General features: G+C 70.6%; 13 protein-coding genes and 1 pseudogene. 6 read left to right on the forward strand and 8 right to left on the reverse strand.

Annotated elements, in window-relative coordinates:
- Nucleotide 1: 1 nt before the first annotated feature.
- Both AB0C26_RS12925 and AB0C26_RS12930 read right to left on the reverse strand, forming a co-directional pair.
- A complete protein-coding gene (locus AB0C26_RS12925) occupies nucleotides 2–4,246 on the reverse strand; it encodes a polymorphic toxin-type HINT domain-containing protein (protein WP_360246187.1) in 4,245 nt (1,414 codons plus the stop codon).
- Nucleotides 4,243–5,304, reverse strand: coding sequence for a hypothetical protein (locus AB0C26_RS12930; RefSeq protein ID WP_360246190.1), 1,062 nt, complete (start codon nucleotides 5,302–5,304; stop codon nucleotides 4,243–4,245). Before AB0C26_RS12930 ends, AB0C26_RS12925 begins: the two co-directional genes overlap by 4 nt.
- A gap of 373 nt (nucleotides 5,305–5,677) precedes the next feature.
- On the opposite strand from AB0C26_RS12930, the gene AB0C26_RS12935 reads away from it, so the two are divergent.
- Complete coding sequence (locus AB0C26_RS12935; RefSeq protein ID WP_360246193.1) at nucleotides 5,678–8,005, forward strand: ricin-type beta-trefoil lectin domain protein; 2,328 nt, start codon at nucleotides 5,678–5,680, stop codon at nucleotides 8,003–8,005.
- Between the two features lie 42 nt (nucleotides 8,006–8,047).
- Here AB0C26_RS12935 and AB0C26_RS12940 read toward each other — a convergent pair whose 3' ends face one another.
- The 3 genes from AB0C26_RS12940 to AB0C26_RS12950 are packed head-to-tail and all read right to left on the reverse strand — an operon-like array spanning nucleotide 8,048 to nucleotide 10,878.
- Nucleotides 8,048–8,827, reverse strand: a complete 780-nt coding sequence (locus tag AB0C26_RS12940; protein WP_360246196.1) for an ATP-binding cassette domain-containing protein — start codon at nucleotides 8,825–8,827, stop codon at nucleotides 8,048–8,050.
- Nucleotides 8,824–9,840, reverse strand: a complete 1,017-nt coding sequence (locus AB0C26_RS12945) for an ABC transporter permease (RefSeq protein WP_360246199.1) — start codon at nucleotides 9,838–9,840, stop codon at nucleotides 8,824–8,826. Before AB0C26_RS12945 ends, AB0C26_RS12940 begins: the two co-directional genes overlap by 4 nt.
- Before the next feature lie 3 nt (nucleotides 9,841–9,843).
- Nucleotides 9,844–10,878, reverse strand: a complete 1,035-nt coding sequence (locus AB0C26_RS12950) for a sugar ABC transporter substrate-binding protein (protein ID WP_360246202.1) — start codon at nucleotides 10,876–10,878, stop codon at nucleotides 9,844–9,846.
- Nucleotides 10,879–10,980: 102 nt separating this feature from the next.
- Here AB0C26_RS12950 and AB0C26_RS12955 point away from each other — a divergent pair, with 102 nt between their 5' ends.
- The 4 genes and pseudogenes from AB0C26_RS12955 to AB0C26_RS12970 all read left to right on the forward strand — a co-directional run.
- Nucleotides 10,981–11,721 carry a substrate-binding domain-containing protein gene (locus tag AB0C26_RS12955; protein WP_360246205.1) on the forward strand — a complete coding sequence of 247 codons (741 nt, stop codon included), beginning with the start codon at nucleotides 10,981–10,983 and terminating at the stop codon, nucleotides 11,719–11,721.
- Between the two features lie 558 nt (nucleotides 11,722–12,279).
- Nucleotides 12,280–13,086, forward strand: coding sequence for an SDR family NAD(P)-dependent oxidoreductase (locus AB0C26_RS12960; RefSeq protein ID WP_360246208.1), 807 nt, complete (start codon nucleotides 12,280–12,282; stop codon nucleotides 13,084–13,086).
- A complete protein-coding gene (locus AB0C26_RS12965) occupies nucleotides 13,073–13,687 on the forward strand; it encodes a TetR family transcriptional regulator (RefSeq protein WP_360246210.1) in 615 nt (204 codons plus the stop codon). Before AB0C26_RS12960 ends, AB0C26_RS12965 begins: the two co-directional genes overlap by 14 nt.
- 80 nt (nucleotides 13,688–13,767) lie before the next feature.
- A pseudogene (locus AB0C26_RS12970) lies at nucleotides 13,768–14,441 on the forward strand (ATP-binding protein); the annotation flags it as partial.
- Between the two features lie 55 nt (nucleotides 14,442–14,496).
- Here AB0C26_RS12970 and AB0C26_RS12975 read toward each other — a convergent pair.
- Entirely contained in the window at nucleotides 14,497–16,674 is a 2,178-nt protein-coding gene (locus tag AB0C26_RS12975) for a discoidin domain-containing protein (protein WP_360246212.1), read from the reverse strand.
- A 344-nt stretch (nucleotides 16,675–17,018) separates the two neighbouring features.
- Between AB0C26_RS12975 and AB0C26_RS12980 the strand changes: the two genes are divergently transcribed.
- The gene (locus tag AB0C26_RS12980) at nucleotides 17,019–17,519 is read left to right on the forward strand and encodes a metallophosphoesterase (RefSeq protein ID WP_360246215.1); all 501 of its coding nucleotides are present in this window, start codon (nucleotides 17,019–17,021) and stop codon (nucleotides 17,517–17,519) included.
- Here AB0C26_RS12980 and AB0C26_RS12985 read toward each other — a convergent pair.
- Both AB0C26_RS12985 and AB0C26_RS12990 read right to left on the reverse strand, forming a co-directional pair.
- Complete coding sequence (locus AB0C26_RS12985) at nucleotides 17,482–20,163, reverse strand: ATP-binding protein (RefSeq protein ID WP_360246218.1); 2,682 nt, start codon at nucleotides 20,161–20,163, stop codon at nucleotides 17,482–17,484. The genes AB0C26_RS12980 and AB0C26_RS12985 overlap by 38 nt on opposite strands.
- A 31-nt stretch (nucleotides 20,164–20,194) precedes the next feature.
- Nucleotides 20,195–21,259: an L-dopachrome tautomerase-related protein gene (locus AB0C26_RS12990; RefSeq protein WP_360246221.1), complete on the reverse strand. Its 1,065-nt coding sequence runs from the start codon at nucleotides 21,257–21,259 to the stop codon at nucleotides 20,195–20,197.
- Nucleotides 21,260–21,313: the final 54 nt, after the last annotated feature.

Genomic DNA, 21,313 nt, shown 5'->3' on the forward strand with positions numbered 1-21,313 from the left:
CCTAATCCTGGCAAAGCGAGGCGCCCTTGTACTTCATGGGCCCGTCGTAGCCGGCCGCCGCGAACGCCCGCGCCGTGATCTCTTCCAGCATCTCGTTGTCGTCACCGTAGTCCTGCGGCTGGTAATGGCCGGACCACCGATTGAACTCGAGGATCTTTCCGTCCTTGACCTTCAGGCCGCCCGCCATCAGGACACCGTTGGGCACCTTCTGGCTGTTCTTCCCCGCGATGCTCGTGTGACCGGGATAGATGTTCCTGTCCCACAGTGCTTCGAGGATGGCGTCGGACACCGACCTGACCTCGTCATTCGGCATGATCACGAAGTGGTGGCACCCGTCGGCGAGCGACCCCCGCCCGTCGTTGCTTCGGCGGATGACTGAAGGATCCGGCAGGTCATCCTGCTCGTCGGTGTCGGGATCGCGGAGCGGGAACCGAATGTCCCGGCCGTTCTTCCAGATGATCTCTTCACATTGGCTGTTGTGAACCAGGATCGACTCGGCCCCGGCGACCACGTAGAACGTGTGCAAGTCGGCGACGGTGAGGTTGTGGACGCGCGTCTTGGCGTCGTGGTGCCGTACCGCGGTGACCTCGACGTAGGTGCCGGCGCTCGTGCGTAGCCACTGCTGAGGCGCCAGCCGTTCGGCGTCGACCCAGTCCGACAACTCCGGAACCCAGAACGGGTGGTTGTGGGTGGCGGTGATGGTGGCACCGCCGACGGTGATGTCGACGAGCTTCTTGTCCCCGTCGCCGACGATGGTGGCCGTGACCGGCTTGGCCACGGTGAGACCGGTGATCGGATCGGTCGCGCGGACGAGATCGCCGACCGCCACCTTCTCGATGGGCCGGCTGGTGCCGTCCGCGAGTAGCACCGGCGTACCGGGCAGGAAGCTGTTGGCCCGGGCGCGTACCTCGCACTCGTCGTCGCGGTCCTTTTTCTTCTTCTTGCGACGGGCGAGTTCGCGCAGCTTCTCCTTGCGCTTCTTGGCGTCCTTGACCTTGTCGAAGAACTTGATCAGCTTGGGGATGAGCTTGACGATCTTGTAACCGGCCCGGATCGCCTTGATACCGCCGAGCAGGCCGGCCAGGCTCCACAGGCAGGCCTCGACGTTGCCGTCCCGGATGCAGGAGACCAGGTCGCCGACTCCGGACAGGTCCAGGAACAGGTCCCAGGCCTCGGCCTTGATGAAGTCCAGGACGCTCATCCCGGATTCCTGCTCGGCCTGGCGCAGCTGCTCCAGCTCGTCCGGGGTCAGGTATTGCAGCAGGTCGGCCTCGGTGGCGTCCGGCGGGATGTTGGCCGCGGCGTCGGCCACCTCCTGTGCGGCACGTTGCCGCTCGGCCTCCTCGGCCCGGTCGGCCGCCTTCTGCGCGTCGATGGCGTGCTGGAGCGCGTTGGCGGCGGCGGTACCGGCACTGTCGGCCGCCTGCTGCGCGTTGGTGGCTGCCGTCCGTGCCGCGGCCGCGTCGGCCTCAGCCCGGTCGGCGGCGCCGCGGGCGGCCGCGGCGTCGGCCTCGGCGCTGTTGGCGGCCTGGTTGGCCTGGTTCGCCGCTTCCTGCGCCTGCTGCGCGCTGCGCCCGGCGATCGCCGCGTCGTTGGCGGCCTCGTTGGCCGCCTGCCGTGCCGCGGCGGCGTCGGCGCGGGCCTGGGCGTCGGCCCGCCCCGCGCTGGCGGCCGCGGTCCGGGCCGCCGCGCCGTCGGCCGCGGCCTGAGCCGCCGACCGCCGGGCCTGGGCCGCGGACTCGGCGGCGTCGGCCGCCGAATGCGCCGCGGCCGCCGCCGACAGATAGGCCGGCCGAACCTGGTCGGCCGCGTCACGGGCGGCATCGTCGGCCCGCCGCGCCGCCTCGAGCGCCTCGGCCGCCCGCGCCTGCGCCTGGTCGGCCTGCTCGTTGCCGATGACCAGGGCCTGCGCCGCGACCTGGGCCACGAAGTCGGCGTCGATGTCGGCACCGGTGAACGGGCTGACCATGCCGATCGCGGTGTTCGCGGGCTGGGCGATCCCGGCCGCCGAGCTCGCCGCCGCCGTGGCCGCCCGCACCGCGGACTCGGCCTGCTCGCTCGCGGCCACCGCCTCGCGGGCGGCCCCCTCGGCCTCGGACTTCGTCCGGTCGGCCGCCCACAGCGACCGCACCGACTCCTCGGCGGCCTGACCGGCCAGCCGCTGGGCCGAGGTCGCCGCCTCCGCGGCCTTGGCCTGCTGCGCGGTGGCCTCGGCGGCCTTCGCGTCGGCCCGCACCCGCGCCGAGTGGGCGCCTCGGGCCGTCGCCTCGGCCCTGTCGGCCGCGGAGTCGGCGGCGGCCGCCGCCGCGCGCGACTTCTCGGCGGCGGCCCGGGACCGGTTGGCGGCGTCCTGCGCCTGGGTGCTCGCGGCGCGAGCGTTGGCGGCGGCACCCGTGGCCGTGTTCGCGTGTGCACGGGCTGACCGCGCCGCCGAGCTCGCTATGCCCGCCTGCCGGTCGGCCTCGTCGGCCTCCGCCTGAGCTTCCTGACGCTCGGCTTCCGTCTCGGCCGACGCCGCGGCGGCGCGCATCGCCTGGGCCCTCGCCTTGGCCGTCTGCTCGGCCCGCTCGGCGGCCATGGCGTCGTCGCGCGCTTGCCGCGCGACGCCTTCCTGGTTCCACGCCCGCGTCTCGGCCGCGCGGGCGGCCGACTCGGATGACTCGGCCTTCGACCGGGCCTGGTCCGCTACGGCGGCCTCGGCGTCGGCGGCGGCCCGGGCGTTACGCGCGATGGCCGCCTGCTGCTCGGCTTCGGCCCGATGGCGTTCCGCGTTGGCGCGCTCGGTCTCGGCGGTCTGGCGGTGTTCCTTCGCCTCCGCCGCCTTCGCCTGGGCGATCTCCTTCTGCTGGCGGGTCTTCTCGGCCTCGGCCCAGGCCTTGGCCTCGGCCGCCTGTGCCTGCTCCTTGGCGGTCTTCGTACGGGCCGCGGCGGTCTTGGCCGCGGCGGCCTGCTTCGCGGCGGCGGCGGCCAGCTTGGCCGCGGCCGCCGCGTGGTCGGCCGCGTGCTGGCGCCACTCGATCGCCAGCCGGGCATGCGCCTCGGCCTGTGCCTGGGCGCCCTGCGCGTTGTTGGTGGCGATGGTGGCGTCGACCGCGTGACCGGCGGTCGTGGTCGCGCCGACCGCGGCGGTTGCGGCCTCGCTCGCTCCCTGGGCGATCGCCGTCCACTCGAGGCCGTAGGTCAGGCCCGTCTCCTCGAGGACCTCGGCCGCGTTGCGGGAGGACGTCGCGGCGGCCTGCGCCTGCTGCGCCGCCTGCTGTGCGGTGCCCAGCTCGGTGGCGATCAGCTGCTTGTCGATGGCCAGATCGCCGGCCTTGCTCGCCACCGTGCCGGAGCCGGCCAGGACCCGCTGGCTGTGCCGGGCGGCGTTGGCCGCGCCGGCCATCGCGTTGGCCGCACGCTGCAGCGCGTGCACGCTGTTGCCGTGCGCGACCATCATCTGGGTCCGCGCCTCGGACGCCCGCTTGGCCTTCCTGGCCAGGTCGGACAGTTCCTCGGCGGCCTTGTTCCGCGCCTCCAGATCGGCCAGGTAGCGTTCCCGCGCCTCGGCGTCGGCCTTGGCGGCCGCGGCATAACCGGTGGCGAAGTACGCGGCCACCGCCGCGTCGTTGCCGGCCAATGCCTGTTCGGCCGCCAGCTTCACCTGCGAGCCGGCCGGGGCGGCGGCGGCGAAGACCCGCAACCGCTCACGCAGCTGGGCGGCACGCTCGCGCGCGTCGCCGGCGACCTTCTCGTCGCGGGCCCGGGCGATGTCGGCCCCGTAGGCCAGGAAGGCCTTGCGGTCGTTGTCGGTGCCGGCCAGCACCCGCTGGACCTCGGCGTTGAAGTACCCGCCGGGCACACCCGTGCCGACCATGGTCTTGACCTTGGCCAGGCGGTCGGCCGCCTCCTTGCGCTTGCGGTCCCTCACCTGCTGCTCGATGACCGGCATCTGGGTCAGCGCCCAGCTCCGGATCTTGGCCGCGTCGCCGGTGGCCAGGATGGCCAATGCGGCGTCGCGGATCTCCGGCTCCTCGGTGAGCTTGGCCAGATCGGTGACCGCCGTGACCCAGCGCTCGTTGGAGGTCACCACGCCGGTGGTGCCGTTCCACGGCTCGGTCACCAGGTCGGGGACCGGGATCGAGGGTGGATCTTCCTGCTGCTGCGCCGGCGCCGGGGCGGCCAGTGCGGGCGGCGCGTGGACGCCACTGCCGAGCACGATCAGGGCCAGCAGAAACACCAGCCACGCACGGATCGAATTTCTCATCGGGCACCCGCCTGCATGTCCTGCTCGCCGGCCAGGGCCATCTCGTAGAGGGCCGTCCAGTAGGCGGCCTGCTTGGCCGCGTTGGCCTGCTCGGTGGTCCACTGCTGGCCGTTGGTCTGCGCGCTGAGCGCGATGGAGTCCCAGTTCGGGTTGTCGGCGGCCGCGGCGGCGGCCAGCGCCACCTCCTGCCAGTTGGCCGCCTGCTGCTCGGCCACGACGACGGCCGTGTCCCACGTGGACTTGGCCGGTGCGGCTTGCTCACCCAGCGCGTGCCAGGCCCGGGCGGCGGCGGCGCGGGCCTGCTCGCGGGCCTCGTCCGCCGCCTCTTCCGCGGCCTTCTGCGCGGCCAGCGCGTCGGCCAGCAGGGTCTTCACCTTGGCCCGCCAGACCATGTCGCTGTTGGTGCACTGCATCTTTTGGTTCTGCAGGTCGACCGCGGCGGCGGCGGCCCAGTCGTAGGCGTAGAACTCGACCAGGTCGGCGTCGGTGGCCCCGACCCGCAGGGCGTAACCCGCCGCGGCCCGGACCTGGGCGCCCGGGTCGTGGTCGCGCAGGTGGGCGACGAAGAGCCGGTCGGTCTCGAGCAGCGCGGCGACCTGCTCGCCGGCGGCCTCGCGGGCCACCCGGTCGCGTTCCTTGGCCGCGGCGTATCCGGTCTTGGCGAAGGCGTCCAGCGCGGAGGTGCCGCTGTTCAGCGCGTACTGCGCGGCCGCGTGCACCTCGGGCGAGTACTCCGCCGTGTGCGTGGCCAGGATCCGGCGCGCGAAATCGGCGTTGCGTGCGGCGAGCTGCTGGGAGCGGGTGACCGCGTACGCCAGGCCTGAGTTGAGGAAACGCTCGATGGCGGCGGGCACATTGCTGGCCACCAGCGCGTTCCAGGCGGCCGTGCGCACGAGCGAGCGAGGGTCGTAGCTCGCCAGGTAGCGGACGTAGAGGCGGTCCTCTTCGAATTGATCGAAAGTCGTGGTCGTGATGGCGCTGACGGCAGGGCCGCCCGCCCAGGCCGGCGCGGAGAAACCGGTCACCAGGCCCGGCGCCAAGATGAGCGCAGCAGCCATTATCGCTGCGGACCGAGTCCGCATACGCGTATTCAATTGCACCATCCCCCGTTGAAATTACGGTTCCGGCGCCCCGAGCAAATAGATAAGGCCATAATGCTCAGATATCGACGGCCACCGAATCCGCGAGGTTTCTAGCATGGGCACCGCAACCGTCGCCACCCCGTTCGCGAGGTGACCCGTGTTATCGACGTACATCTCTGAAAAATCGCTGCGGGACCTTGACGATCGTGTATTCGTATGGCTACGGTTCGTCAACCCGCGCCGTGACGCGGGGAAAATCCGGCGGCACTCTAGGTGACCGCCGCGTGCTCGGCCGCCGCGTGGCGCCGGCACATCTGGCACTACAACGGGGATTGAATTGAATACAGCCATGAGGCATCCGCGTGTCCTACGTGGACTGCTCACCGTGACCGTGACCGCCACCCTGACGACACTGCTCGCCGGGCCGGCCCTCGCCGCCCCCACACCGACTCCCGTGACGCCGCCCTCCTCCGCGCCGGCGCCGGCCGCCGGCGCGAAGTCCAAGGCGCAGCCATCAGCCAAGGCGACCTCCGCGGTGCCGATGACCGCGAAGGCGGCCGAGGCTCTCGCCGTCGACGACGGCCTGCCGACCAGCGAGGAGGAGAAGGTCCGGGCCGCCAACGAGATCGGCATCGTGGCCGACAGCGAGTGGCTCAGCCAGACCGACCGCAACTTCGTCTTCAAGATCTGGCAGAACTCGGAGAACTTCCCGCTGATCCGGGTGGCCGCCGAGCTCGCGCTGGGCGCCGACAACGCCACCGTCGAGGACGTCTGCAAGGAGTTCATCCTCAAGGGCATCTTCGACGCGAAGCTGGCCGACGACGCCAAGAAGATCAGTGATGAGGCCGCCGCCCGCGAGGCCCGCGACCTCAAGCGGGCCGCCTACGCCGCGGCCGGCCTGGCCCTCGACACCACCGGTCGCATGCTGACGCTCTCCGAGCGCGACGTGGTCATCGAGATCTGGACCAAGGCCGCCGGCGCCCGGGTCAAGGCGGCCGCGGTGGCCGTCATCAACGGCACGGCCGCCCAGCAGCACGAGTTCCTCGCCACCGGCGTCAAGGCCGCGGCCGAGCAGGACGTCCAGGACGCCATCAAGGCGGCCGAGGACGCCGGCGCCGCCGAGCAGGCCCGGCTGGCCCGCGAGGGCGCCATGAAGGCGGCCGCGGCCATCCTCGGCATCGTCGCCGACCCGGGCAAGCTCGCCATGACCGACGACAACTTCATCCGCTGGATCTGGGAGCAGGTCGACACCGACGAGAACCGGCTCGAGATCCGGGCGGCCGCCGAGCGAGCCCTGCGCAGCAGCGACCAGGCCGTGTGGCGGGCGTTCATCGACACCGGCATGCGGGAGGCCGACCGCCGCGACCTGGTCCGTGAGCTGGCCGAGCGCGAGGCGGCCGACCGTGCCGCCGTTCAGAGCATCCGGACGAAGGCCCAGGCCGACGGCAACGACAACATCGTCACCGCCGCCACCCAGTCGCTCTACGGCGACGCCCTGGTCGTGTCGGACTTCATCCGCGTCGGGCAGTACCGGGTGGCGCCGGACGCCGCCAACCGGCCCAGCGCCAAGCAGTGGCACTGGACCAACCTCAACTCCGGCCTGTGCCTGGCCGCCGAGGCGGAGAGCGTCACCAACGGCAAGCCGCTGGTGCAGACCACCTGCTCGGTCGACAACGAGAAGTACCGCTGGATCGGCATGCGCGTCTACAACACCGGCGGCCAGTACCGGATCATCAACGCCTGGGACCGCAACAAGTGTGTGAGCCTGGCCGAGAAGACCGCCGCCAACAACATCGGTTTCGTCATCCGCTCCTGTGACGGCGGCGCCGACCAGTACTTCTACTACGCCAAGCAGGGCGACAACTACGTGTGGGTCAACGAACTGACCAACCGGGCGATCACCGTCCAGGGCGCCAGCAAGGCCGCCGGCGCGCTCACCATCACGTACGACGTCAACAACGGCACCAACCAGCAGTGGGCCCCCGCCAACACCAAGCTGGTGTCCGGGGCCGAGCTCTCCGAGGCCAAGTTCATGCACTCGTTGTTCGGGCACACCACCCGGCTCCAGGGCGACGGCAACGTCGTGGTCTCGAAGGGCCCGCGGGCGGTCTGGGCGACGAACACCACCACCGGCACCCGCTTCGTCAACCAGCGCGACGGCAACCTGGTGCTCTACACGGCGGCCGGGGCGGCCATCTGGTCGTCCAAGACGTACGGCCAGGGTCCCAGCACGCTGAAGCTGCAGAACGACGGCAACCTGGTCCTCTACCGCAACGACACCGGAGCGGCCATCTGGTCGACCGACCTCTGGGACCGGGCGATCACCAGCGTCCTGAACAACAAGTGCGTGACGGCGCCCTCCTTCACCCAGGGCGTGCAGCTGGAGATGCAGCCCTGCAACGGCGGCGCCAGCCAGCAGTTCTTGTTCAAGGACAGCTTCATCAGCTTCGGCGGCATGTGCATCGACGTCGACCACAGCGGCACGGCCAACGGCACGAAGGTGCAAATGTGGGGCTGCAACAACGGTGTCGCTCAGAAATGGCTCTTCTACAGCGACGGCACCATTCGGAACCCGAACTCCGGCAAGTGCCTCGACATTCCGAACAACAACACGGCCAATGGTGTGAAGCTCGACATCTGGACGTGTGGAACCGGCAACAACCACAAGTGGAAATAGTGTGAGACGAGCCGGTCGCCGCGCGGCGACCGGCTCATTCCTCTAGGACGTGTGCGGGGGTGGTTCGGCCGCCCCCGTCATGATCGCCACAGCCTCCGACATCGAGTGCGACTTCGGGGTGATCACCGTGGCCCGGCGGCCCAGCCGCTGAATGTGGATGCGGTCGGCCACCTCGAACACGTGCGGCATGTTGTGGCTGATAAGGATCACCGGCAGGCCCCGGTCCCGCACGTCGCGGATCAGTTGCAGCACCCGGTTGCCTTCCTTCACCCCGAGCGCCGCGGTCGGCTCGTCGAGGATCACCACCTTGCTGCCGAAGGCGGCCGAGCGGGCCACCGCCACCGCCTGCCGCTGACCGCCGGAAAGTGACTCGACGGCCTGCCCGATGTTCTGCAGCGTGGCCACGCCCAGCTCCGACATGTGCCTCTTCGCCTCGGCGCGCATGTGCCCGCGGTCGAGCATCCGGAACACCGAGCCGAGCGGGCCGGCCTTGCGTTCCTCGCGGCCGAGGAACAGGTTGTCGGCGATGTCCAGGCCGGGCGCCACCGCGAGGGTCTGATAGACGGTCTCGATACCGGCCGTGCGGGCATCCATCGGCGTACGGAAACGGACCCGGCGGCCGTCCAGATAGATCTCGCCCTCGTCCGGTATCAGCGCACCGGAGAGCGCCTTGATCAGGCTCGACTTGCCCGCGCCGTTGTCGCCGATGACCGCCAGGATCTCGCCGGGATAGAGCTCGAGGTCGCTGCCGTCGATCGCGACGACCCGGCCGTACCTCTTGGTCAGGCCCTTGGCCTGCAGGACCGGGGATCCGTTGTTCACGTCTTCACCTTCCTGATCCACTGGTCGAGGGAGACCGCGACGAGCACCAGCAGGCCGATCGCGAAGCCCTGCCAGACCACCTCGACGCCGCCGAGCTGCAGGCCGTTGCGGAACACGCCGACGATGAGCGCGCCGATCAGCGTGCCGATCACGCTGCCGCGCCCGCCGAACAGGCTGGTGCCGCCGAGCACGACGGCGGTGATGGAGTCGAGGTTGTACTCGACGCCGACGTTCGGGCTGGCCGAGGCGAGCCGGCCGATCAGGATCCAGCCGCCGATCGCGTACAGCAGGCCGGCGACCGTGTAGACCGAGAACAGCACCCGGCCCGTCTGGATCCCGGCGAGCCGGGCCGCTTCGGCGTCGTCGCCCGTCGCGTACACGTGCTTGCCCCAGGCCGTCCGGGAGAGCGCGTAGAAGAAGTACGCGAACAGCAGGAGCATGATGATCGACCCGTACGTCAATCGGAAGTTGCCGATCGGAATCGAGTTGCCGGTCCACGTCATGAGCGAGGGCATGTCGGTGCCGCGCACGGTCTCGCTGTTGCTGACCACCGAGTTGAGCGAGAAGAAGATGGTCAGCGTGCCGAGCGTGACGATGAACGGCGGCAGCTTTATCCGGGTGACCAGAAAGCCGTTTATCGCGCCCATCGCCGTGCCGCAGGCGAAGCCGAGCAGCAGCGCGATGACGCCGGGCATCCCGGCGTCGACGCAGAAGGTGGCCATCAGGATCGACGAGAAGACCGCGATCGCGCCGGCCGACAGGTCGATGCCGGCGGTCAGGATGATCAGCGTCTGCCCCAGGGCGAGCGTGGCGATGACCGTGACCTGCTGAAGGACCAGCGACAGGTTGGTCGCCGTGAGGAAGCGGCCGTTGACGATCGAGAAAGCGATGATCGCGACGACCAGCACGGCCAGCGGCCCCAGAACCGGGTTGGCGTGCAGGAGGTGCTGGACGCGCAGTCCGAGCGAGTCGTTCTTGCGTACGTCGAAGTCAGCAGTGGCAGTTGTCGCCATGTGTCATCCCCAGCAGTTCTGCTTGCCCCACGCCGAGTCCTTGGACTCCACGCCGGCCTGCGGGTCGTCGGTGATCAGTTCGGTCCCGGTGTCGTAGAAGTCCTTCCCGGGTGTCGCCTGCGGCTTGGTGCCGTCCTTGGCGTACGCCGCGATGGCGTCCACACCCATCTGCGCCATCTTGAGCGGGAACTGCATGCTCGTGGCGCCGATGACTCCCTTGGAGACGTTGTCCACGCCGGGACAGCCACCGTCGATCGAGACGATGACGGTGTCCTTGTCGCGCCCGGCCGACTTGAGCGCCTGGTAGGCGCCGGCCGCCGCCGGCTCGTTGATCGTGTAGACCAGGTTGATCGAGGGATCCTTCTGGAGCAGGTTCTCCATCGCCGTACGGCCGCCGTCCTCGGCCCCGTCGGTGACGTCGTGCCCGGCGATCCGTGGGTCGTTCTCGTCGCCGATCCGGTTGGGGTCGCCGATCTCGATGCCGAAGCCGTCGAGGAAGCCCTGGTCACGCTTGACGTCGACGGACACCTGGTTGGCGTTGAGATCCAGCATGGCGATCTTCGCCTGCTTGCCGTCCTTGGCGAACTTCTCCCTGGCCCACTGCCCGATCAGCTTGCCGGCCTGGTAGTTGTCAGTAGCGAAGGTGGCGTCGGCCGCGTCGGGCGGGTCGACCGGGGTGTCCAGGGCGATCACCAGCATGTCCTGCTCGTGCGCCTGGTCGATCGACGGCACGATCGCCTTCGAGTCGTTCGGGGTGATCAGGAATCCCTTGGCGCCGAAGGACATCAGGTTCTCGATGGCCTGCACCTGGGCCTCGTTGTCGCCGTCCTGCTTGCCGGCGAAGCTCTGGAGCTCGAGGTCCTGCTCCTCGGCCGCCGCCTCGGCGCCCTTCTTCATCTGTACGAAGAACGGATTCGTGTCGGTCTTGGTAATCAGCCCGACGACTTCCTCGCCGGACCCTCTGTTGCACGCGGCCGTCGGCACGAGCATCACCGTCATCACGCAGCCCGCGGCCACCATCCTTCGTCCTCGAGACATGCCTCCTCCACCGATTTAGCTGTTGCTTCCGCAGTAGACGCCGAGGTTGACTACATGTCAACGATGCGTTGCGGACAGTGATCGACATCGACGGAGGCCCATATGACCGGGACCATCGGCGTCTTCATCGACGACGTCTCCGACCCGTTCTCGGCGGCCCTGCACCGGGCGATCGAGGACGAGGCCCGGGCCCACAACGCCCACGTCCTCACCGGCAAACCGCACGATCCGCTCACCAAGTCGTTCGACGGCCTGATCCTGGCCTCCACCGAGCCCGTACCGACCCGCACGCCGACCGTCGTCGTCGAGGCCACCACCGCCCCCGTCGACTCCGTCGTGTCCACCAACGTCTCCGGCGCCGCCACCGCCGTCCGCCACCTGATCGCCCAGGGCCACCGCCACATCGCCTACCTCGGCGACGCCGAAACGCTGCCCACCTCCCGCGATCGCTTCCGCGGTTACCTGCGCGCCCTCGGCGGCCGCCCGGGCCCGGTGGTGCACAATCTGCACGATCCGGCCGCCGCCGAACGCGCCGTCGTCACGATGATGCGCGCCGCACACCCACCGACAGCCGTCTTCGCCGCCCATCACACCCTGACCATCGGCGCCGTCCGCGCCCTCCGGCGCCTCGACCGCCAGCGCTCGGTGGCCCTCGTCGGCTTCGACGACTTCCCCCTGGCCGACCTGCTCGATCCGGCCATCACCGTCGTCGCCCAGGACCCCGTCCGCATGGGCCGCACGGCCGCCGCCGCCCTCTTCGAACGCATCGACGGCCACGACGGCCCGCCCCGCGAGATCCGCATCCCCACGACGCTCATCCGGAGAGGCTCGGGCGAGATCTAGAGGTACGCGGCGTCGGCCACCCCACCGCACTGACCGCCACCCACCTCTCAGCGCGACGGGGGTGCGGCGCGAGGCCGCAGCGCGCCTTTCGCGCCACTGCGTTCCGGGTTCCGGGGCACCCATCAGCGTCGTCGGCTCGCCCCGCCTCCTCGTCGAGCCCGGCGCTGCTCGGCCCCTCGTCGAGCACGGCGCTGCTCGGTCTCCGCTACCGCCAACGCCGGCTCCGCAACCTGGGCGACGACCGGCAGCCGGCGAAACGAGCGGCCGCGCCGACTCCCCCGACCTGCGCGCCGCGACCACCGCGCTGGCCGACGCGACGGGCCTCCGGCCCGGGCCGCACACGCCTCGAACACCGACTGCCTCCTCTTGCGCACAGCCGTCCCCGGCGCCACCGGACCGCTCTCACCTGTCCCGCCCCGGCGAGCCGTGCCCACCCCCGCCCGGAGAGCGAAATCATCGCGGAGTTGACCGCATGGGCGTCAGCCGCAGCGAACCGCCCGTCGGCACCTCGCAGAGTCACTAAGTGGCAGTTCTGCCTTTTGACAGTACTATCAAAATATGAAGGCTGTACTGACCGGCGCGACCAGGGGCCTCGGGGCGATCGCCGCCCGCGAGCTGGCCGCCCAGGGATACGAGCTCGTCCTGATCGTTCGTGACGCCGCCCGGGCCCCGGCGCTGCCCGGCGCCGACGTGGTCACGGCCGACCTGACCGACCTCGAGCAGGTTCGTTCGGCGGCCCGGGTGATCCGCGAACGGCATCCACGGATCGACGTGCTGATCAACAACGCCGGCCGGCACGGCTTCGAGGCGCGCACCACCGCCGCCGGCCTGCCCGAGATGGTGACGGTGAACTACCTGGCGCCGTGGCTGCTGACCAATGAGCTGCTGGGCACGTCGCTGAAACGGATCGTCACGGTCGCCTCCGAGGCGTCCCGCCACCACGGCACGTTCACGCTGCCCACGGCGTTGACGGACACGACACCGTTCACCCGGCGCGGTTCCTCGGCGGTCTACGGCCGGACCAAGCTGCTCGACATCATGTTCAGCAACGAGCTGGCCCGGCGCACCACGGCCACGGCCAACGCCCTCGACCCGGGCTTCAACACCACCGGCCTGGGCCGCGAGCTGCCGGGCGCCGCCGTACTGGAAAAGCTCTTGAAGACTCTGCACATCGGCGACCCACGGCGAGGCGCGGGCGGCATCGTCCGCCTGGCCACCGACCCCGCCCTGGCCACCGTGACCGGGGGATACTTCTCCGCACGCACCGGACAACCGATCACCCCGGTGGCCCCGGCCGGCAACCCCAACCTGGAGCGCCGACTGTGGGAGACAACCGAGGAGCTGATCGACCGTGTCCGCGCCTGACCACCCCCAGCCCGGCCTTCGCGAGCGCAAGAAGGCCCGGATCCGCGCCGAGATCCGCGCCCAGGCCATGCGCCTGTTCGCCGAGCAGGGCTACGCCGCCACCACAACCGAGCAGATCGCGGCCGCCGCCGACGTCTCTCCGAGCACGTTCTTCCGCTACTTCCCCACCAAGGAACGCCTGGTCCTGGCCGACGACCTGGAGGAGACGATGCTGGCCGCCTTGGCCGAACAACCCACCGACCTTCCGCTGCTGACCGTCTTCCTTCAGGCCGTCCGCACCGGCCTGTCCCGCACCGAACGCCAGTCGGAAGCCCAGCGCCGCACGCTGATCGCCGAGATCCCGTCCCTCCGCGAGGCCCAGTCGGCCGAGCTGGACCGCGTCATCACCGCCCTGGCCCGTGCTCTCCTGACCCGCACCGGCCGCCCCGCCACCGACTTCGAGTCCCGCATCTTCCTGGGCGCCCTGACCGGCGCCCTGCACGCCGCTCTCCAACTCCCGTCCCCCACCGGCGACTCCCTCGCCCGGGCTCTGAGCTACCTGGAGTCCGGTTTCCCGCTCGCCGTCGAGCCCTCCGACTCCGTCAGCAGATCGAACACCTGACCGTCGGCAAATCGAAAGCCCAGCCGTCGGCAAATCGAAAGTCTCCACGTCGGCAAATCGAAAGTTCGCCGCTGGAATTCGTCCGCCTTGTCGCCGGCGACCGCCTCGCCCTGCGCCGCGATCTCGATCGTCCGCAGGATTGTGCGGCGGCGAACGCCGATCCGGTGGGCTTCGTCGACTCCCCGGAGCTGCTCGTCATCGACGAGATCCAGCGCGTTCCCGAGCTTCTGCTGGCGATCAAGGCCGCCGTCGACGAGGACCCCCGGCCCGGCCGCTATCTGCTCACCGGTTCGTCCCGGCTGTTCGGGATGGTCGCGGCGCCGGGCGCCCTGCCCGGAAGGATGGAGACGATCGAGCTCTGGCCGTTCTCGCAAGGTGAGATCGACGGCGAACCGGACGGCTTCGTCGACGCGATCTTCGCCTTGGGACCGGCCCTGCGGCACGAGTCGACCGTGACGCGCGCCGACGACGCGGCAAGAATCATTCGCGGTGGCCTTTTCGTCGACTCGGGCATAGCGGCGAACGAGGTCGCTGTCGATGCTCGCGCGCTGCTGCGGCCGGGTGCGCCGTTCGGCCCACTGCTTGAGTCGTTCGTGTTGTCCGAGCTGTCCCGGCAGCTCACATGGTCCGAACAGCAGGCCGACCTCTCGCACTACCGCGACACAGACTTCGTCGCCGGGTCGTTCTGTACACCGGCACCTCGACGCTGCCGTTCGGTGACAAGTTGCGTGCGGTCCCGGTCAGCGCCCTCTAGCAAGTAGCGGCGCCGCGGTAGGAACCGCGGCGCCGCACTCGGAGGGGAAAGACGATCAGGGGAAGTTGGTGACTGTCGACGGGGTGACGCTGCTGGCCTGGGCCGGGGCGCCGATGTTGTTGACCACGTGGTCGATCGTGCCGGAGGCCAGGGAGATGGTGAAGATGTTGTGGAGCTTCACGCCGCCGTTGGCGGAGGCCTGGAAGCCGTTGGCCGAGTGGACGGCCGGGTTGACGTTGAAGAAGGCGTAGCTGCCCATGGCCCAGGCCTCGTGGCTGGTGACCGAGTCGGCGACCTTGTAGGCGGGGTAGCCGAGGACGCCGTCGGAGCGCCAGGCCGCGTTGGACGGCGGGTCGTACGGCTGCTCGTTCTGCAGGAAGTACGTGCGGCCGCCGTTGCCGTTCCAGAGGACCTCGGTCTTCTGGTAGTGCTCGACGAACAGGCCGTACGCGGTGACGTTGTTGCCGTTGACGATCAGGCCGCTGTCGGCGGTGTTGATCGTCCAGCCGTACGTGCCGGCGTTGCCGTGGTCGGCGCGCCACGCCCAGATGTGGTCGATGATGACGTTGTTGCTGTTCACCAGCAGGCTGTTGGTGGCCTTGCCGGCGACGTAGCCGCCGATCCGGAAGAAGACGTCCTGGATGGTGGTGGGGTTGGCGGCGTGCGACGCGGAGGAGCCGGACGGGCCGACCACGAGCAGGTTCGCCGAGTTCGTCGTGCCGGCGTCGAACAGGATGCCGGCGATCTTCACGCCGTCGACGTCGGCGACCTGCATCGGGGTGACGCCGTTGTCGGGGATGATCGTGGCGTAGCCGAGGCCGAGCACGACCGTGTTGGCGCGGGTCACGTTGATCGTCTGGTCGACGTGGTAGATGCCGGGCTGGAAGATCAGGTTGAGGCCCTGGGCCAGCGCCTGGTTGATCCGGGCCGCGCTGTCACCGGGCTTGGCCACGTAGAACTGGCTGAGCGGGATCGACGAGCCGGGAGTGTTGCCGTTGACCCAGGTCGCGCCGGCCGCGTTGGTCTGCAGGTTCGGCACGAAGACCGCGTAGTCGCTGCCGCTCTGGTAGAGGTACGGCTTCTCCCGGATCACCGGGGTCTGGCCGATCACCGTGTACGGCGGGGTCGGGTAGCTGGCCGCGGGAGCGCCCTGCACGCCGACGAAGGTCTGGTTCCACACCGCGTTGGTGTTCGAGCCGATCTGGCTGTTGCGGGTGAACCACTGCTGCTGCGAGTACTGGCCCTCGGATCCGCTGATCCGCGAGTCGGCGATGTAGCCGCCGGACGCCCAGCCGTAGCCGTTCGGGGCCAGGTTCAGGTCGCCGTGGATGTCCATCCGGCGGAACGGCGCGGCCTGCGAGACGGCCCAGCGGTTGGCCCCGTTGACCGGGTAGACCGACACGTTCTCGGTGGAGCGCCAGAAGTTCTGGGTGGCGTTGCCCTGGAACCAGCCGGCGTCGACGGTGATGTCACCGTTGATCCGGACGTCCTGCGGGTTCTGGCCGAGGCCGACCACCGAGGTGTAGAAGCCGACCTGGATGTTCAGGCCGTTGTAGGTGCCCGGCTTGAACGCGAGCACGTAGCGCCCGGTGCCGAACTGGGCCTTCTCCTGCTGGGCGAAGATCTGGTCGGCCCGGGCCTGGATGCTGGCCGACGACATCGACGGGTCGAAGACCACGACGTTCGTGCCGAGGCTGCCGCCGCCGGGGATCGGGTCGGGGTTGGTGGTGCCGCCACCGCCGAAGACTTTGAACTCCCAGAGCGAGTAGCCGTAGGCGGTGGTCCGCTGGGTGCCGTACATCCGCACGTACCGGCCGGTGCCGTTGACGTTGAGCGACTGGACGCCGCCGGTCGCGGTGGTCGTCGAGTACACGTTGGTCCAGGTGCTGGCGTTGTCCGACACCTGGATCTGGAAGGCCTTGGCCGCCGCGGTCTCCCAGTTCAGCTCGACCCGGGTGATCGCCTGGGAGCTGCCGAGGTCGACCTGCAGCCACTGCGGGTCGGAGAAGGCCGACGACCAGCGGGTGCCGGTGTTGCCGTCGACCGCCTCGGACGCCGCGTAGGCGCCGGACGCCTCGGTGGACGACGCGGTCGCCGGTTTGCCCTGCGAGAGCAGGGTTTCGGCGGCGCTGGCGCCGACCGAGGTGACGGCGCCGTAGCCGGCCACGACGACGGCCACCAGGCCGCCGGCGGCGGCGAGGCGCCAGGGGGAGCGTCTCCGCAGTGTGGTCATTACTTCTCCTAGGACGGGGATGGCGCAAGGGGGACTGCTTGCGCTTGACAGGGAAGTACGGGGAGAGCGCTCCCCCGGCATCGACGCTAAGGACGGTCATTAACAGTTGTCCATAGCTCGTCACGGTTCCGGAACTGTTACGGACTTGCGGTCGTAACACCGCCTCGCTGGGCCGTTCTGCCCCTTCGGGCATTTGCGCAGCTCGATGACGTGCGGCGGTTGCCCGTTCGGCCGTAAAAGGGCCGATAACCAAGAGTCCGGAACCGGTTCCGCCACGCTCCGGGAAAAGCGGCAATTCCGTAGATCTTGGTTCGGAAAGCGCTTCCCGCCTACCCTGGGTCGTTATGCGGCTGGTCCTCACGAGCGACACCCACCTGCCCAAGCGCGCCCGCGACCTGCCGGCCCCGCTGTGGGCGGCGATCGAGGCGGCCGACGTCGTCGTGCACGCCGGCGACTGGGTTGACGAGGCGGCCCTCGACGCGTTCGAGGCACGGTCGAAAAGGCTGATCGCCTGCTACGGCAACAACGACGGAACCGGGCTGCGGTCCCGGCTTCCGGAGATCGCGTACGAGAACCTGGACGGCCTCCGCCTCGCCGTCGTCCACGAGACCGGCCCGTCCCACGGGCGCGAGCAGCGGTGCGCGCAACGATTCCCGGACGTCGACCTGCTGGTCTTCGGGCACTCGCACATTTCCTGGGACACCACCGCGGGCACCGGGCTGCGGCTGCTCAACCCCGGTTCACCGACCGACCGGCGCCGGCAGCCGCACTGCACGTACATGACGGCCGCCGTCGAGGACGGCCGGCTCACGAAGGTGGAACTGCACCTGCTGCCGCCGCGGTGATCTCGAGGGCGGCCCGGCGCGGATCCTCCGACCACCGGCTCGCGAAGGCGTCCATCAGGCGCCAGCCGGCCCGGTGCAGCGCGCCCTGCCGGGCCAGGTGGGCCTCGACGCCGTCGGGGTGCGGACCGCAGATGACGCCGAGCTCGCCCACGCAGAGGTCGACCACCCACGGGCCGACCGCGTAGCCGGGACGCGCCCGCACACCGAGTCGCCCCAGCTCGGCCGCCAGTTCGGCGGCCCACCCCGCCGCCTCGGCCGCGTCCGTCAGGTCGGGCGCCCCCGCGGCCGCGTACTCGAAGAACTCCCCGATCAGCCCGTCCACCTCGGTCAGGGCGGTCACCACGATCAACCGCTGCCGGGCCCGGGTCACCATCACGTTGAACAGGTTCGGGTCGGCCACGAAGCGCCGCCGCCCGGGCGGATCGCCCGGGGTCAACCCGAGCGACACGATCACGACCTCGGCCTCGCTGCCCTGGAACGAGTGCACCGTGCCGACCCGCAGCCCCAGTTCCTCGATCCGCTCCACGCTGTACGCGTCGACGAGCGCCGCCTCCAGCGCCTCCGCCTGGGCCCGGAACGGCGAGATCACCCCGATGCCGCCGCGCACCGTCCCGGCCAGCTCCTCGACCAGTTTGAGCACGGCGCCGACCTCGTCGCCCTCGACCCGGACGACGTCGATGGCGTCCATGTTCTCGGTGGCCGGCGTCCGGGTCATCACCGAGAGCCGGTCGCCGTAGAAGCGCCGCGCCGAGAAGCCGATCAGATGCGGCGTGCTGCGATGGTGTTCGGCCAGCCAGGTCGTCGCGGCCGCGCCCGCCGCCAGATCGAAGGCGCTGACCCGGCGGACGTCCAGTCTCTCGTCCGCCTCGTGCCGGGCCAGCACGTCGGCCACGTCGACGTCGCTGACGAACGAGACGAACCGCAACTGCCGCGGATCGCCCACGATCAGCGCCCGCTTCGCCCGGGCCAGCACCGGCGCCGCCCGCACCTGGTCCACATGGGACGCCTCGTCCAGCACCACCAGGTCGAACATGCCGGGCGCGGCCGGCAGCAGGTCCTCCACGTCGGCCACGGTGCCGATCCACAACGGCAGCGCCCGGACCAGCGGTGGCGCGTCGAGCTGGGCCAGCAGCTCCCGCCGCCGGTTCCGGCCCGCCCGCAGCGCCGTGGCCAGCGCCGCCGCCCCGCGCCGGGCCTCACGATCCCAGCGTTTCTCACTGCGCGCGGCCCGGCGCATGGCCGCGCCGACCGCCTCGGCCAGCCGGGCCTCGGCCGCGTGCAGGGCGGCCCACCGCGGTTCCAGGTCGGTGCCGCCGGTCGCGGCCAGCCGGGCCGCCGCCCGCTGCGCGGTCGCCGCCTTCAGGGCTTCGATGACCCTTTCGTCGGGTACGCCCCGACGAGCGCCCAACCGCAGCCGGGTCCACCACCGCGCCGGCCTCCCACCGGCCAGCGTCCCCTCATGCCGTCCCGAGAACGCGCCCGGCACGTCGCTCGCCAGCTCGGGAATCAGCGGCTGCCATGCCGGAAGCTCCGCCGCGCGAAGCTCCACCTCCAGCGCCGCCGTGATGAGGGCACGCTCACGGCGTACCGAATCAAGCGCCTCCCGAACGGCCGTGACATCCGCGCGAAGCTGCCCCTCACCGGCGCCCCGGTCGGCGCCGGCGGCCAGCTCGGCCGCGAGCCGCTCCCGCCCGCCGGCGTCGCCGAACAGCACCGGAACCGGACCGGGATAGCGGTCGAGCAGCCCGGCCAGCACCTCGGCCGCGTGCGGCGACTGGGTGGCGACCAGCACGGACCCGCCCCGATGCACCACCTCGAGGGCGGCCGCGACCACGGTGTGGCTCTTGCCGTTGCCGGGCGGCCCCGACACCACCGTGATCGGCGCCGTCCGGGCCCGCCGCACCACTTCGGCCTGCGCCTCCGTCAACGGCAAGGGCGACAGAACCGGCCCGTCGGCGCCGGCCGTGGACCGATCAGCCGGCTCGTCGGCGTAGACGGCGGCCAGGGCCGTGCCGCCGAGGTCACGCCCGGCCCAGCTGCGCAGGCTGTCGGCCAGACCGGCGCCGAAGACATCGCGAGCGACATAGAGGGCGGCCGACGGGATCAGCACCACACGATCACCGGGCGCGCGCCGGCTCGTCGCCATCGCGTCGACACTCAGCCCGGTGGCCCGGGCCGCCGACCACAGCCACGCCTTGGTGCCGGTGGCGTCCAGCCAGCCCGGCTGGGCCAGCCCCGGCGCGGCCTCCAGCGCCGCGGCCAGATCCCGGTCACCGATCAGCGGCGTGATCTCCAGATCGCCCGCCGGCGCCACCGTGTACCCGGTCAGCCCCCGCACGAGCTGCACCGGCTGGCTGAGCAACGGCACCCGGATCTTGGTGAGCTTGCCGTCGACCTCGGCCCGGCCGGCCAGGAAGCCCCACCCGACCCGCAGCGGCCGCTCCTCCTTGTGCAGGGCGCCCACCGCGGCGAGCCGGTTGACCTCGGCTTTCCGGGGCGCCTTGTGCGCCGCGTCCAGCCACACGAACGGCAGCCCACCCCGCGTCACGTCCAGGACGCGGTCACCACCCGCCGGCGCCAGCTCGGCCAGGGCAGCAAGAACACGGGACGCCTGCACCGCGACGACGCTACCGCCCGAGGTCACGCCCCGCCCCCTCGCGCCTGCGGACGAGGGGTCAGCGCAACCGGACCGGGCCGGCGTCGATGGGGACGCGGAAGAGGTGGTACGGGTAGGTGCGCTTGTCGTCGCCGTTCTGGTACGTGGCCTGGCGGTGCAGCTGGTTGGCGGTCACGTACAGGTAGCCGTCGGCCACTGACATCGTGTCGGGCCAGAGCAGCCGCGAGTCGTGGGCCACGGTCTCGAACGTGCCGTCCGGCAGGCGGCGCAGGACGGCGTTGTGCTCCCAGTCGGTCAGATAGAAACGGCCCTGGTCGTCGGTTTCGAGGCCGTCGGAGCCGCCGCCCTTGTCGCCCTCGTCGACGACCGTGGCCGTCACGTCGGCGTCGCTCAAGCCCCGATCGAACAGCGCCTCGGCCGACACGCTGTGCCAGCGACGCGAGATCAGCGGGCAGTAGTAGACGCGGGAGCCGTCGGCGGCGATGGCGATGCCGTCCGAGCCCATCTTCACCGGCTGCGGCGGCCCGTCCTTCGGCCGTTCCAGGAACGGGACACCCTCCACAATGGGCAGCATCTCCGGCGGCGGGAGCGCCTTGGTGGACGGGTGGTCGTGCAGCCGCCGCCAGGATTCGCCGGTCCGCAGGTCGACGACGATCAGGCCGTTCGGGCCCTGGTCGGACGAGTCGGTGATGTAGGCGGCGTTGCGGCGCAGATCGAAACGGACATCATTGAGGTACGTCGTGGGCAGCGCCACCTCGGGTGAAAAGGTGATCGTCCGGACGACCTGGTCGGTGGTGAGGTCGACGCAGACCAGCTTGGGGCCGCCCGGCTTCGTGGGCTGGAACATCGGGCTGCCGGTGTCGAGGATCCACAGCCGGTCGGCCGGGTCGACGACGATGCTCTGCACCGAGACCAGCGCCTCGGCGTCGCCCTCGTCCCGCGGACTGTTCCAGTCCTGGTCGGGGAACGGGTGCACCTCGCCGTCGCGGATCTCCCCCACGGTGAACGGCACGTCGTCGCCCCACTTGGGGAAGTTCACGAACACGCGACCGGTGTGCGAGACGCTGACGCCGGTGGGCATCGGGCCCGACTCGAAGGTGTGAACAGTTTCCAGAGCTGTCATCTCGGGCGGGTACCCAGGCCTGGAGCAGGTAACCCGGGTGGGACGAACCCACCC

Origin of the sequence: Actinoplanes sp. NPDC048796 (assembly GCF_040650035.1) — a bacterium.
GTDB lineage: Bacteria > Actinomycetota > Actinomycetes > Mycobacteriales > Micromonosporaceae > Actinoplanes.